At 64.6% G+C, this 12,677-nt stretch carries 13 protein-coding genes; 4 read left to right on the top strand and 9 right to left on the bottom strand.

The features are described from left to right. Positions 1 to 8: 8 nt before the first annotated feature. The 3 genes from EBI04_RS05110 to EBI04_RS05100 are packed head-to-tail and all read right to left on the bottom strand — an operon-like array spanning position 9 to position 2,923. Positions 9 to 770, bottom strand: a complete 762-nt coding sequence (locus tag EBI04_RS05110) for a sulfite exporter TauE/SafE family protein (RefSeq protein WP_135256502.1) — start codon at positions 768 to 770, stop codon at positions 9 to 11. After that, entirely contained in the window at positions 767 to 1,426 is a 660-nt protein-coding gene (locus tag EBI04_RS05105) for a rhodanese-like domain-containing protein (RefSeq protein ID WP_135256500.1), read from the bottom strand. The genes EBI04_RS05110 and EBI04_RS05105 overlap by 4 nt, the downstream gene beginning before the upstream one ends. Positions 1,427 to 1,486: 60 nt before the next feature. Further along, positions 1,487 to 2,923, bottom strand: a complete 1,437-nt coding sequence (locus EBI04_RS05100) for an MBL fold metallo-hydrolase (RefSeq protein ID WP_135256498.1) — start codon at positions 2,921 to 2,923, stop codon at positions 1,487 to 1,489. Positions 2,924 to 3,087: 164 nt separating this feature from the next. Between EBI04_RS05100 and pdo the strand changes: the two genes are divergently transcribed. Genes pdo through EBI04_RS05085 form a run of 3 tightly spaced genes read left to right on the top strand, consistent with a single transcriptional unit; the run spans position 3,088 to position 4,944 of the window. Further along, positions 3,088 to 3,777 carry a protein disulfide oxidoreductase gene (gene pdo, locus EBI04_RS05095; RefSeq protein WP_135256496.1) on the top strand — a complete coding sequence of 230 codons (690 nt, stop codon included), beginning with the start codon at positions 3,088 to 3,090 and terminating at the stop codon, positions 3,775 to 3,777. Position 3,778: 1 nt separating this feature from the next. Then, the gene (locus EBI04_RS05090; RefSeq protein ID WP_135256494.1) at positions 3,779 to 4,153 is read left to right on the top strand and encodes a rhodanese-like domain-containing protein; all 375 of its coding nucleotides are present in this window, start codon (positions 3,779 to 3,781) and stop codon (positions 4,151 to 4,153) included. Beyond that, positions 4,153 to 4,944, top strand: a complete 792-nt coding sequence (locus EBI04_RS05085; RefSeq protein ID WP_135256492.1) for a TlpA disulfide reductase family protein — start codon at positions 4,153 to 4,155, stop codon at positions 4,942 to 4,944. The genes EBI04_RS05090 and EBI04_RS05085 overlap by 1 nt, the downstream gene beginning before the upstream one ends. Here the strand turns inward: EBI04_RS05085 and EBI04_RS05080 are convergent. From EBI04_RS05080 to EBI04_RS05055, 6 genes are all read right to left on the bottom strand, one after another. Next, entirely contained in the window at positions 4,941 to 6,317 is a 1,377-nt protein-coding gene (locus tag EBI04_RS05080; protein WP_135256490.1) for a SpoVR family protein, read from the bottom strand. The two genes, EBI04_RS05085 and EBI04_RS05080, sit on opposite strands and share 4 nt — an antisense overlap. A 3-nt stretch (positions 6,318 to 6,320) precedes the next feature. Beyond that, entirely contained in the window at positions 6,321 to 7,364 is a 1,044-nt protein-coding gene (locus tag EBI04_RS05075) for a DUF444 family protein (RefSeq protein WP_135256488.1), read from the bottom strand. Beyond that, positions 7,361 to 10,561: a serine/threonine protein kinase gene (locus EBI04_RS05070; protein WP_135256486.1), complete on the bottom strand. Its 3,201-nt coding sequence runs from the start codon at positions 10,559 to 10,561 to the stop codon at positions 7,361 to 7,363. The genes EBI04_RS05075 and EBI04_RS05070 overlap by 4 nt, the downstream gene beginning before the upstream one ends. Before the next feature lie 122 nt (positions 10,562 to 10,683). Then, entirely contained in the window at positions 10,684 to 11,232 is a 549-nt protein-coding gene (locus EBI04_RS05065; RefSeq protein WP_135256484.1) for a CPBP family intramembrane glutamic endopeptidase, read from the bottom strand. Between the two features lie 11 nt (positions 11,233 to 11,243). Continuing rightward, the gene (locus EBI04_RS05060; protein ID WP_105317644.1) at positions 11,244 to 11,522 is read right to left on the bottom strand and encodes an Lrp/AsnC family transcriptional regulator; all 279 of its coding nucleotides are present in this window, start codon (positions 11,520 to 11,522) and stop codon (positions 11,244 to 11,246) included. Positions 11,523 to 11,526: 4 nt separating this feature from the next. After that, entirely contained in the window at positions 11,527 to 12,213 is a 687-nt protein-coding gene (locus tag EBI04_RS05055; protein ID WP_135256482.1) for a metallophosphoesterase, read from the bottom strand. A 17-nt stretch (positions 12,214 to 12,230) separates the two neighbouring features. Here EBI04_RS05055 and EBI04_RS05050 point away from each other — a divergent pair, with 17 nt between their 5' ends. Further along, positions 12,231 to 12,671, top strand: coding sequence for a regulatory protein RecX (locus EBI04_RS05050; protein WP_135256480.1), 441 nt, complete (start codon positions 12,231 to 12,233; stop codon positions 12,669 to 12,671). Positions 12,672 to 12,677: the final 6 nt, after the last annotated feature.

The raw sequence follows: 12,677 nt of genomic DNA, 5'->3' as shown, positions 1-12,677 counted from the left end.
CCTTCAGTCTAATGCCCTTGGACCAGGTTCTGGCCCACGATAAAAATCCCCATCACCACCAGGAAAAGGGCAAACCCCCGCCTCAGGCCTCCCTGGGGTAGCCGCACCGCCAGCCGGCCGCCCAGGAAGCTTCCCAGGGTCCCCACCCCCACGAAGAGGAGGGCCACCTCATAGTTCACGGCCAGTCCCAGCTCGGGTAAAAGGTGGAGGTACTTGTAAAACCCAGCAAAGGACTTGAGGGCAATGATGAGGAGGCTGGTTCCGATGGCTAGGTGCATGGGAAGCCCTCCCAAGAGGACCAGGGCGGGCACGATGAGAAAGCCTCCCCCCACCCCTACGAAGCCGGTGAGGGCCCCCACCGCCAGCCCGTCCAGGAGGATCTTCCCGGGCTTGCGGCCCCCATGGCCCTGGGCCCTCAGGGGGCTTGGCCGGGCCATGAAGTAGGCGGCAAGAAGCATCACCAGGGCAAAGGTGAGAAGCTGCACCTCCCCGGAAACGAAGCGGGAAAGCCAAGCCCCCAGGTAGGTGCCCGCCATGCCCGGAAGGCCGAAGAAGAGCACATTGCGCCAGTCCACCAGGCCCCTTAGGGCATAGGGCACGGCCCCCAAAAGGGCGATTCCCCCCACGATGAGGAGGCTTTCGGCGATGGCCTGCTTAGGAGGCTCTCCCAGGAGGTAGACCAGCACGGGTACGGTGAGGATGGACCCTCCCGAGCCCAGAAGCCCCAGGGAGAGCCCTATGAGAAGCGCGCCTAAAAGGGCAAGGCTCATCGTTCCACCGGAAGGCCCGCCCCCATCCAGGCGTAGGTGCCCCCCTCGAGGTTGTACACCCGTTCCCCGGGGAAGCCCTGGCCCACCAGGAAGTCCGCCGCCACCCCCGAGCGGTTGCCGGAGTTGCAGACCAGGAGGATGGGCCGGTCCTTGGGCAGGTCCTTAAGCCGTTGCGGCAGGGAGGAAAGGGGGATGTTCACCGCCCCGGGCACGTGCCCATCCGCGTACTCCCAGGGTTCCCGCACGTCCACCACCAAGGCTTCGCTTAGAAGCTTTTCCGCCTCGTGGGGGCCCACCTCCTGGTACGGGGTGGCGGTGTAGCCCACCTCCACCGGGCTGGTGTCCACGGGGAGTCCCGCCCTGTACCAGCGGACGATGCCCCCCTCGAGGTTGTAGATGTTCCCGTAGCCCTGGGCGGAAAGCCAGGCGGCCGCCTGCCAGGAGCGGTTTCCCGTGCGGCAGTAGAGGACCACAGGCCGGTCCTTGGGGATCTCCCCGTAGCGGGCCATAAACTCGGAAAGGGGCACTAGGCCTGCCCCAGGAATCCGGGCCTGGGCGTACTCCTCCACCTCCCGCACATCGATGAATGCCACGCCCTGGTCGTAGAGCTTTTTGGCTTCCTCTGGGTTCAGGTCCTTGACCTCGGCTTCGTACATGTTTACCTCCTTGGGGTGTTTGGGGAACTGGGGCAGAACCCCAGTCCCCCTGCCCTACGCTCAGGCGTTTACCAGCTCCTCACCCTTTTCCACCGGGAAGCCGGCTTCCTGCCAGGCCCTAATCCCCCCGGTGAGGTTCAGGGCGTTCCTGAAGCCATGGGACAAGAGGGCGCTGATGGCGGTGCTGGAGCGGTCCCCGCCCACGCAGTGGACGATGAGGGGCTTGTTCTTGGGTAGCCGGTCCAGGTGGGCCAGCACACGCCCGGCGTGGAGGTTCAAAGCCCCTGGGATGTGCCCGGCCAGGTGCTCGTCCCGGCCCCGCACGTCCAGGATCACCGCCTCGCCCCGCTCCCAGAGGGCCTTGGCCTCCCGGGCCGTGATCTGGGGTACGGTTTCCAGCTCTCCATCCGCATACCCCTGGAGGCTTGGGATATACCCCACCACCTCGTCCAGGCCAATGCGAATCAGGGCCCGGGTCAGGGCCTCCACCTCGGAAGGGTGGGCCAGGAGGACGAGGGGCCGGTCGTAGGGAAGAAGCCACCCGGCCCAGGTGGAGAAGTTCCTGCCCGCGGGGATGTTGATGGCTCCCCGGATGTGCCCCCCGGCGAAGGCGAACTTGTCCCGGGTGTCCACCAGGATGGCCCCCTCCCGCAGGTACCGGTCAAACTGGGGCTTGGTGAGGCGGCCCGGGTGGGGGATGCCTCCCAGGATGGGCATGCCATCCCGGTTGAGCCGCTTCATCTCCTTGAAGTAGGTGGGGGCTTCCGGCTGTCCGGCAAGAAGCGCCTTTACGAAGCCTTCTTCATCGTTCCTTTCCAGGTACTCCGCCCACCAGGCGTGCCGCTTCTCGTAGCCCACGGTGGTGGCGGGAAGGGCCCCCAGGGCCTTGCCGCAGGCGGAACCTGCCCCGTGGCCTGGCCAGACCTGCACGTGGTCGGGAAGGGTGAGGAACTTTGTCTTGAGGCTTTGGAACATGCGCCGGGCCCCGGGTAGAGCGGTCCCCTTAATGCCCGCGGCCTCCTCCAGAAGGTCCGGTCGGCCGATGTCCCCCACGAAGACGAAGTCGCCCGTGAGAAAGAGGAGGGGTTCGTCCGTCACCGCCCCATCCGCCACCAGGAAGGAAAGGTGCTCCGGGGTGTGGCCCGGGGTGTGCACGGCCTTCACCCGGATATTCCCCACCCTGAACTCATCCCCATCCCTGAGGAGGACATGGGAGAAGCCCTCCAGCCCCTTGTACTTCCAGTTCTCGTCCCCTTCGTCCGAGAGGTACAGGGTGGCTCCGGTGGCCTTGGCCAGCTCCCGGGCCCCCGAGAGGTAGTCGGCGTGGATGTGGGTTTCGGCGATGGCGGTGATGCGCAGGCCCAGGCTTTCCGCTAGCTCCAGGTAGGTGTCCACGTCCCGCTTGGGGTCCACCACCAGGGCCTCTCCGGTGGCGGCGCACCCCAGGAGGTAGCTCATTTGGGCCAAGCCTTCCTCGTAGATTTGCCTGAAAACCATGGCTTTACCTCCGGTATGGGACCATTGTCCCCACACCGCCAAAATACCCTATGGGGGTACTAGGTGTCAACGGGGACAGCGTTCACGGAGGTCTATCTTTTACGGGAAACATCTGCTATATTCAATAAAGGATGTACCCCTACGGGGGTATCTGGGAGGAAACGATGGCGCTACTGGGACCTAAGGAGCAGGAGATCGTACGCGAGCGGCTTTCCAACCTGGTGCGGGATGTGGAGCTGGTGCTTTTCACCGACACCTCTACGCTAATCGCCCCAGGTAAGGAGCCTTGCCTGTACTGCAAGGAAACCAAGCAGCTTTTGGAGGAGCTGGCCGCCCTTTCGGATAGGCTTCACCTGGTGGTCTACGACCTGGCTACCCCCGAGGGCAAGGAGAAGGCCAAGGAGTACAGGGTGGAGGACCCTCCCACCCTGATCCTGCGGGAGAAGGGCTCTGAGGCCATCAACCTGCGCTACCGGGGTATCCCGGCGGGGTACGAGTTCGCGAGCCTCCTCGAGGACATCGAGATGTTGGGGCGGGACGGGCACGGGCTTCCGGAAAACGTAGTCCAAGAGCTTAACAACCTTCCCCAGGAGGTGGTCCTCCAGGTCTTTGTCACCCCCACCTGCCCCTACTGCCCGCAGGCGGTGCGCACCGCCCACCGCATGGCCTACGCTTCCCCCAAGGTGTGGGGCGAGATGATCGAGGCCAACGAGTTTCCCGAGCTTTCCAGCCGCTACCACATCCACGGGGTGCCGGACACCATCGTGAACCACGGCAAGGAGAGGATTCTCGGGGCCCAGCCCCTTTCCCAGTTCCTCCAGGCCATCCGCAAGGCGGTGGGGGTGAGCGCCTAACATGACCCGGCGGGCCCTCCTCGGGTTTTTCGCCCTTTTGGCCCTGGCGGCCTGCGGGCCCAAGGGCAGCTACCAAAACGTCGGTCCCCAGGAGCTTTACCAGGCGGTGGACCAGGGGGCGGTGGTGGTGGACGTGCGTACCCCAGAGGAGTTCGCCCAGGGGCACGTGCCCGGGGCCATCAACCTCCCGGTGGAGGCCGTCGCCCAGTGGGCGGATACCCTTCCCAAGGACAAGCCGGTTTACCTCTACTGCCGTAGCGGCAACCGCAGCCGCCAGGCGGCGGAGTACCTGAAGCGGAAGGGGTACACCAACCTCTACAACCTCGAGGGCGGGATCCTGGCCATCCAGAGGGAGGGCTTCCCCCTGGTTCGCTGATGGATGCGGTGCAGGTAGGGCCCTTCGCCATTCCCTGGGCCAGGTTCCAGGTGTTCCTGGCCCTTTTGGCCATGGTGGCGGTGGCTGAGGTCCTGGCCCGAAGGGTGGACCGAAGGCTTCCTCTGTGGGCCTACAACGCTATCTTTGTGGGTTTTCTTGGGGCCCGAGTCGGTTTCGTTCTGGAGAATGCGTCCATTTATGCCCGGGATCCCCTTTCCATCCTCTATGTGTGGCAAGGGGGGTTTGACCCCCTTTGGGGTATCCTGGCTGCGGGAGGGTACACGCTGATGGTATTGCCCAAGAACCTCTGGCGGTATGCCCTGTTGGCCGCTTTGGCGGCGGGCTTGGTCTTTGGGGTCTTCCTGGTGCAGAAGCGGGGAGGGGAGGAGGTGCGCCTGCCCTCCCTCACCCTCACCGCCCTGGGGGGTACCCGGGTGAACCTGCAGGACTTCCGGGGCAAGCCCCTAGTCCTGAACCTTTGGGCCACCTGGTGCCCTCCTTGCCGGCGGGAGCTACCCATGATGGTGCGCCTGAGCCAGGAAAACCCCGAGGTGCGCTTCGTCTTCGCCAGCCAGGGGGAGGGGCCGGTGGTGGTTCGGAACTTTCTGGAGGAAGAGGGGCTCGCCCCTGAGTGGGTTCTCCTGGATCCGGAAACCCAGCTTTCCCAGGTTCTGAAGACCCAGGGCCTTCCCACCACCTTCTTCTTTGACCGGCAGGGGCGCCTGGTGGCCCGGCACCTGGGGGAGCTTTCCGAGGCCCTTCTTCTTGGTTATCTGAGGGTTTTGCGCTAGCTTCCCGCGGAAAGCAGGGTTTCCTTCTCCCCCACCACCGTCTTCAGGTGCACCGGCCGGCCCCACAGGCGGTAGAGGTTCTCCAGCACCGCCTGGGTCTTTTTCAGGTCCAGCTCCACGCCCTCGTAGGCGTGTTCCAGAAGAAGCTCTCCTCGGTTCCCATAGTTGGCGTCCACCAGCTCCACGATGGGGTAGCCCCCGTTGGTGAGGCGGAAGAGGAGGGCCTTCTTGGCCTCGGCGAAGCGGGGAAGGTCCTCGGGGTTGAGGAGCCTTTGCCTGAGGGCGAACTCGGGGGTCAGGAAACTATCCAGGAAGCTCAGGTCCGTGTGGACGGTGCGCACCTGGAAAAGCTGCTTGAGCCCTAGGCCGGTGGGCCTCTCGTAGGTGAGCCGCTCCCCTAGGGGCAGAGCCTCGTACTCCGGGCCGAACCGCCCCTTATCCCAGCGTTCCTCCACCTCCTTGAGGAGCAGGTAGCCCAGGCGGTAAGGGTTAAAGCCGTGTGGGGCGAGAAGCCCTGCCTGGAGCTCGGCGAACTCCAGGGCTTCTTCCGGGGAGAGAAGGGGGAGGAGGAGGCGGGTGTGCCAGTAGGTGGCCCAGCCCTCGTTGAGGATCTTGGTGGCGGCTTGGGGAACGTAGTACAGGCTCTCCTCCCGGATGATCTCCAGAATGCCCTTCTGCCAGGGGGCCAAGGGGGCGTGCCGGGCCAGAAAGCCCAGGATGTCCCGGGTGGGCCTGGGGGGGAGGGGGATGGGGCTTGCCCCCTCCTCGGCTTCCTTGGGAGGCGCTGGAGGAGGGTTCACGTAGGGATCCAGGTAGGGGCGCACCTGGAGGCGGTCAGGGGGTCTTTCCTCCTTATCCTCCCCCGCCTGCCTTTGGATGTAGAGGGCGTGGGGATCGATGAGGTTTTCCAGGGAAAGGGCCAGGTCCAGAAACTCCTCCACGCTTCTCGCCCCATGCCGCTCCATGGCCTTTTCCACGAAGGCCGCATGGTGGGCCATCTCCGCTTCCATGTCCTTGGGGATGGGTTTGAAGGCCAGGTTGTTGTGAAAGAAGTCGGCGTGGGCGTAGACGTGGGCCATGACCAGCTTCTGGGCGAGAAGGGTGTTGCCCTTAAGGAGGTAAGCGTGCACGGGGTAGGTGTTGGCCACCAGCTCGTAGATGCGCCCGAGGCCATAGCGGTAGGTTTCCCGGTAGCGCAGGTACTCACTACCGAAGCGCCAGTGGGAATAGCGCCGGGGAAAGCCCCCGTAGGCGGCCAGCATGGCCATCTCCTCCGGGCCCACCTCCTCAAAGAGCACCGGGGGAAAGGAAAGCCCTTCCGCCAGGGCTCTTTCCCGCAGGATCTCGGCCCAGCGCCTTAGCTCCTTGCGCATCCCTTAACCTCCCAAAAGCCTCTTAAGGGCCAAGGGCAGATCCTCTTTGCCCCGTACCTCGGTGGTGGCCAGCCCTTCCTCCTTGCCCAGGGCTTCCTTCAGGTCCTCCAGAAACCGCCCCTGGCCGTAGGGCCCCTGCACCTGGGCGTAGCCGTAGAGGGCCAGGGTGGGGAGGAGGCGTCTTAGGGCCTCGAGGGCCACGGGGGTGTCCCCCTGCCAGTTCTCCCCGTCGGAGAAGTGGTAGAGGTAGCGGTTGTAAAAGGCCTCCGGGTAGGGCTTCAGGATCTCCTCCGCCAGGAGGAGGGCGCTGGAAAGCCGGGTACCCCCGCCTTCCCGGGCCCGGAAGAACTCCTCCTCCGTTACCTCCCAGGCCTCGGCGTCGTGGAGGAGGTAGCGCCGTTCCAGGCGGGGGAAGTGGCGCCGGATCCAGAGGGTGATCCAGAAGGAGAGGGTCTTCACCAGCCTAAGCTCCTCCTCCCGCATGCTTCCGGAAACGTCCAGGGCGAAGAGGACCACCGCCTGGGCGTGGGGCCTGGGCTTGCTCCTCGGGGCCTTGTAACGGAGGTCCTCCCGCTCGGGGACCAAAAGGGGCTCATCCGGACGGTACTCCCCGGTGATGAGGGCCCGCCTGAGGCTTTCCTTAAGGGTCCGGCGCACGTGGCGCAGGCCCCTCGGCCCCTTGCGGGCGATGGTGGTGTAGCGGAAGGCCTCCTCCGTAACCTCCCCTTCCCCCTTGGGCCTGAGCCGGGGAAGCCGCAGGGCCTCGCCCACCAGATCCAAGAACTCCTCCAGCTCCAGCTCGGCCACGGGCACGTGGCCCGCAGGGCCCAGGCTTTCCGTCCCCGGACCCCCAAGGCCCAGGTCTTCCCCCAGGGGCTCCCCGTAGACGATCTTGGGAAGCTCCAGCTGGGGCAGGGGGATGGAGACCAGGCGGCCTTCCACCTGGCCGAAGAGCTCCTCCCGGGTTAAAAACTCCCGGGCCCGTTTTTTCACCTCCCCGCGAACGATCTCCTTAAAGCGCAGAAGGTCGCGCTCAATGGGCCTCATCGCTCACCCCGGGCGAAGATGGAGGCGGCGAACTCCAAAACCCCGCTGGCGCAGTGCTCGCAGTAGCCATGGTCGCGGATGAGGCGGGCCTTGACCACGTCGATCTTGGCCTGGGTTTCCGGGTCCACCACCCCCGAGACCAGGGCGGAGAGGCGGATGGTGTCCTTCTGGTCGTCGAAGAGCTTGAGCTCCAGGGCCCGGCGGAGCCTTTCGTTGTCCTTGTAGGTGAACTGCCTCCCCTCCAGGGCCAGGGCGCCGATATAGTTCATGATCTCCCGGCGGAAGTCGTCCTTGCGGGACTCGGGGATCTCGATGCGTTCCTCTATGGAGCGCATGAGCCTTTCGTTGGGGGGCTCGGGGGCACCGGTATAGGGGTTTTTCACCTTTTCCCCCAGGACGTAGGCCTTTACGTGGTCGATGTAGTTGTGGAAGAGGCGGTTTAGGGCCTCCTCGTCGGCGGCGATGGCCCTCTGCACCTCGTTCTTCACGATTTCCGCGTACTCGGCCTTGACCTCCTGCAGAAGGGCCTTGTAGCGTTCCCGGGTCTTCTCGTCGGAGATCAGGGAGTGGTGCTTGAGGCCTTCTTCCAGCTCATTCATCACCATGAAGGGGTTGATGCAGGGTTCCTCCGAGGTGACCAGGACGTTGGAGATCTTGTCCTGGATGTAGCGGGGGCTGATGCCCTCGAGGCCCTCCCGCTTGGCCTCGGCCATGAGCTCCCGCACCGCCTCCTCCGTCCAGCCGGGAAGGAGCTTGCCGTCGTAGAGCTTGAGTTTCTGCATGAGGGTGAGCCCCGCCCGCTTGGGGGGCTCCAGCCGGGTGAGCACCGCCCAGGTGGCGGCCATCTCCAGGGTGTGGGGGGCGATGTGCTTGGCTCTGACCTTGCTGAAGTCCCGCTGGTAGATTTTCACCTCGTCGGAAACCCGAAGGATGTAGGGGACGTCGATCTTGATGGTGCGGTCCCGGAGGGCCTCCATGTACTCGTTGGCTTGGAGCTTACGGTATTCAGGCTCGTTGGTGTTGTGGCAGACAACGTTTCCGACGCCGCAGACAAAGTTGTGGAGGCCCTCGCATTCGATGTCGTAGACCCACTCCGCAAATGCCTTTCGGGAGTGCACTCGGGCCTGGAAGCGGCGGTGGCGGCCCCCTCGCTTTCCATCCCCTGAAACGAACCGGATCCGGTAGGCCGGAAGCCGACCGGGTCGCTCCTGTCGGTAGACACTATAGTCGTAACCAAGTAATGTCGCCAAGGTGCCGACCTGGGCGGCCAGCATGGGCGAGATGGTCTTGAACTCAAAGAAGCGGGAACGGTAATCGGCCGATGCGGTCCGGTCGAGCTCTGCGGAGAGCTTACGGGAACCGTCGGTGCGCATCAGTTCGTCAAAGGCGTGTTCGAGAAGCGGCCTTGGCAACCGAAAGAGGAAGTCTGGGAGCCTCTTCGAGGTTGCGTGTTCACCACAGTGGTGGCGCGCAAGCACGGCGATAGCCTGTGAACCAAGGTAGAGTCGCCATGCCGAATCGGTCTTGGCGCCGGCATCGATGTAGCCGTGTGCGGTGGTGATGCGGGCGTAAGCCCTACGGACCCGTTCCAACTCGTTCCGGTCCCCATGGCTAATCACGACGCCGCCGTTTTTGCCGTTCACGTGGCCCTCGGTGGCGTACCAGAGGAGGACGGTGAGGAGGTCCTTGAGGGCGCTCTCGTCCTGAACCGGGTGGTAAACCGCTCGGATCTCTGTTGCGTGCCGTGGGAGGGCGAGCCTTGCCCACCCGGGACGGGCGGGGCGCGTCAGGAGTCCGCTTCCCACCGCTGCACGAACGTCTTCGCGGATGAAGCCGTCAACACCTTCCACGACATCCACAAGTGCCCCTTCGTCCTTTAAGGCGAGATCCACATCGATCCGGCGCACCGCCGCGATCTCGCGCCGCTCCACCGGGTAAAAAGTCCGTCCGTCGCGGTCGTAGAGGGAGTGGTTGGGGGTCGTTTCCACCACGCCCCACTTCTGGGAGGTGCTGAGCATCTCGCCCGTAAACCGGTGCCGGAAGATCGAGCGCACAGGGGTCCAGCGCGTCTTGCCGGACGAGAAGTCGTGTGCGAGCACTTCGAGTCCCGTGGGGTCGTGGCTGAACCTTTCCCAAAGGCCTTGGAGCGTCGTCCACCCGGGGATGCCCCGGTAGCGGTACAGGATTGGTGTGTTTCCGGAGACGCTATGCCCCAGGATGATCTCGTCGATGTCCGTCTGGGCGAACTTCTTGGACTTGATCTTGTGCTCCTGGCTGGCGGTGAGGAGGTCGTAGAGGAAGGCCACGTCCAGCTTGAGGATCTCGATAAACTCCACCAGGCCGCGGTTGGCGATGTTGAGCTCCCCGTCGAAGTTAAAGGCCCTGGGGTCGGAGTCGGAGCCGTAGATGGCCACCTTGCGGTAGTTGATGTCCCCGGTGAGCTCGGTGGAGTCCTGGTTCTTCTCGTCCTTGGGCTGGAAGGTGCCGATGCCGATACGGTCCTTTTCCGAAAGGACCAGGCGTCGCACCACGATCTCCTCCTCCAGCACCTTGGCTAGATCCCCACCGTGGCGGGCCAAGGCCTCCCGCATCTGGAAGCGGCATACCGGGCAGAGATCCCCCTCCAGCTCGAGGGGGTAAGGGTACTCGGGATGGAGGTGCTTAAGCTCCTCGAGAAACTCGTTTCGGATCTCCTTGGGCAGGAGGAGGAGAGGCTCCTCGTGCATGGGGCAGGGAAGGGGGCCTTCCTTGGTCTTCCAATAGAAGGTGAAGAGCTTTCCCTCCTCCGTGCGGCTGTAGGCCTCGAGGCCCTTCTTGAGAAGCCGGGCGATGGTGCTCTTGGCCGAGCCCACGGGACCGTGGAGGAGGAGGATCCGCCGTTCCGGCCCCAGGCGGTGGGCGGCAGCCTTTAAGGTGGCCACCAGGCGCATGAGGGGCTTGTCTAGGCCGAAGATGGCGTCCTTTCCCCCTTCGAAGGGGTCCTCGAAGAAGCGGTAATGGAGAAGCTTTTCCCTGAAGAGGGTATACTCCTCCACCCCGTAGGAGAGGATCATGTCGTGGACCCGCTGGAAGCTGGTCCTCAAGGGCCTGGGGTCCTTCTTGAGAAGGCCTAGATAGTCGGCGAAGGAGCCTTCCCAGCTCAGGGCCCGGTAGGCCTCGAGGTCTTGACGGCGACGGATGCGCTCCAGTTCGTTCATGGACGCCCTCCTTCATACCGGCCAGGGACGGGTTTTGATAGCTATGTCTTTATTGTAGCAGGTTCTGGGCGGAGAATGTGGCCCTGGTTCTAGCCGGGGAAGGGGTTTTGCGCTAAGCTTTTCTAGCTTCTTGAGATCTCGTAGAACCCCCGGGCGTTGTGGAGGAAGTGGGCCAGGATGCTGGGAAGAAGGCTTCCGGTGAGAAGGTAGGTGAGCCCGAAAAGGAGCCCGGCAAGCCCGGTGTATACCGGGTAGGCAAGGGCCCGCCTGGGGGCGGGGTGAAGAAGGGCGAAGACCAGGGCCTGAAAGAAGAGCCCCGAGGGCCCCAGCCAGGCCATGAGGAGGCTTTGCAGAAGCCCTCGGAAGAAGACCTCCTCCGCCACCCCCGAAAGGAGGGCGAGGAGAAGGAGGATTGCAGGTCCTACCCCGGCCCGGCGCAGGGCCTCTCCCAAGGCCCGGTGGAGGCTTTCCGCCTCCCGGAAGGAAGCGGGGAAAAGGTGTCGGAAGGCTTCCTCCAAAGCGGCCAAGGCCAGGAAGAGGCCCAGGGCATAGAAAAGCTCCTTGGGGCCCGCCTGGCCAAAGGGAAGGCCCAAGAGGAGCATGCCCGAAGCCCCAAGGAGGAGTAGCCCTCCTTGGAGGGCCAGGAGGAAGCCCAGGGGTGAGGGAACCAAGGCCTTAAGGCCTACTCCCCGCCCAGGGCGAAGCCCTGGTCCAGGAGCTTCTTGGGGTAAGCGCGGAAGGCCAGGAGGGTTTCCGTGCGCTCCACCCCTTCCAGGGCCAGGATCCCCTGGGTGACGGCATCGTCCAGTTCCTCGAGGTCCTTCAGGCGCAAAAGGGCCACCAGGTCGAAGGGGCCCGTAACCGAGTAGACCTCGGCCACCTGGGGGAGTTCGGCGATGGCCTCGCCCAAGGCGGCGATCCGGTCCCCGCGGGCACGGATGAGTACGAAGGCGGTGATCACCCCTTTATCCTACCTCCAGGATCAGCTTGGGCCGGAAGGCCAGGGCGTCGGCGGCCACCAAGTGGAGGGGGATGCCCTGGTACTCCTTGGGAAGCTTTTCCGGGTCGGCCCCGTGCAGGTGGCCGTAGACGATGGCCTGGGGCTTGGCCTCCGCGGCCAGCTCCAAAAGGGAGGTGGCCTCCCCCTTGGGGCCGAAGGGGGGGAAGTGGAAGGCCACCACCAGGTGGCGGTAGGGTTTGCCCTTGAGGTCCTGTAGGGAGAGCTTGAGCCGCTCCACCTCCCGGGCGAAGATCCGTTCGTCCTCCGGGGCGGCGGGGGGGTACTGCCAGCCCCTACTTCCCGCCACCGCCACCCCGTCTAGGACCAGGGCATCGTTTTGCAGGGCGTACATGCCCTCGGGCAAAACGGCCCTCAGGCGGGTTATGGAAGGCCACCAGTAGTCGTGGTTCCCCTTCAGGAGCACTTTTTTGCCGGGCAAGGCGGCCAGGTCCAAAAGGTCCGGCAGGGCCTCCGAGAGGCGCATGGCCCAGGAGATGTCCCCGGGGACGATTACCAGGTCCCCCTCCGCCACCACCTCCCGCCAGCCCCGGAAGAAGGCCTCCGGGTGGCCCTGCCAGTTGGGACCGAAGATGGTCATGGGCTTGGGGTGCAGGCGGGAGAGGTGGGGGTCGGCGATGGCGAAGACCCGCATGGGCTTTAGCGTACCCTATGGGTATGGAAAAGGCTGAGGCCCTGGCCTATGCCTTAAGGCTCCTTTCCCAAAGGGCCATGAGCCGGGCCCGCCTGCGGGAGAAGCTTCTCGGCCGCTTTCCCGAAGGGGAGGTGGAGGGAGCCCTGGCCCGCCTCGAGGAGCTGGGTTATCTGGACGACCGGGCCTTTGCGGAAACCTTCGTGGCCAGCAGGCGGAAGTACGGCCCCCATAAGCTCCGGTTTCTCCTGAAAGCCCAGGGGGTTCCGGAGGAGGTGGTGGAGGAAGTCCTTGCCGCCTATGGGGAGGAGGAGAGCCTGGAGGCCGCGCTCAACGTCCTCCGCCGCTACCCCCGCCGCCAGGACAAGGCCAAGGCGGTGCGCTTCCTTCAGGGCCGGGGTTTTCCCCTTTCCGTGGCGCTAGAGGCCTACCGGCTTGTCAAGGAGGAGGAAAGCGGGTAAAAAGAG

The organism is Thermus caldilimi, from assembly GCF_004684245.1.
Taxonomy (GTDB): Bacteria; Deinococcota; Deinococci; order Deinococcales; family Thermaceae; genus Thermus; species Thermus caldilimi.
Note: the sequence above shows the minus strand (reverse complement) of the source record. Positions and strands in the feature narration are given on the sequence as shown.

Coding starts and splice junctions, on each gene's coding strand:
- EBI04_RS05110 (WP_135256502.1), bottom strand. CDS start 770: ATGAGCCTTGCCCTTTTAGGCGCGCTTCTCATAGGGCTCTCCCTGGGG.
- EBI04_RS05105 (WP_135256500.1), bottom strand. CDS start 1,426: ATGTACGAAGCCGAGGTCAAGGACCTGAACCCAGAGGAAGCCAAAAAG.
- EBI04_RS05100 (WP_135256498.1), bottom strand. CDS start 2,923: ATGGTTTTCAGGCAAATCTACGAGGAAGGCTTGGCCCAAATGAGCTAC.
- pdo (WP_135256496.1), top strand. CDS start 3,088: ATGGCGCTACTGGGACCTAAGGAGCAGGAGATCGTACGCGAGCGGCTT.
- EBI04_RS05090 (WP_135256494.1), top strand. CDS start 3,779: ATGACCCGGCGGGCCCTCCTCGGGTTTTTCGCCCTTTTGGCCCTGGCG.
- EBI04_RS05085 (WP_135256492.1), top strand. CDS start 4,153: ATGGATGCGGTGCAGGTAGGGCCCTTCGCCATTCCCTGGGCCAGGTTC.
- EBI04_RS05080 (WP_135256490.1), bottom strand. CDS start 6,317: ATGCGCAAGGAGCTAAGGCGCTGGGCCGAGATCCTGCGGGAAAGAGCC.
- EBI04_RS05075 (WP_135256488.1), bottom strand. CDS start 7,364: ATGAGGCCCATTGAGCGCGACCTTCTGCGCTTTAAGGAGATCGTTCGC.
- EBI04_RS05070 (WP_135256486.1), bottom strand. CDS start 10,561: ATGAACGAACTGGAGCGCATCCGTCGCCGTCAAGACCTCGAGGCCTAC.
- EBI04_RS05055 (WP_135256482.1), bottom strand. CDS start 12,213: ATGCGGGTCTTCGCCATCGCCGACCCCCACCTCTCCCGCCTGCACCCC.
- EBI04_RS05050 (WP_135256480.1), top strand. CDS start 12,231: ATGGGTATGGAAAAGGCTGAGGCCCTGGCCTATGCCTTAAGGCTCCTT.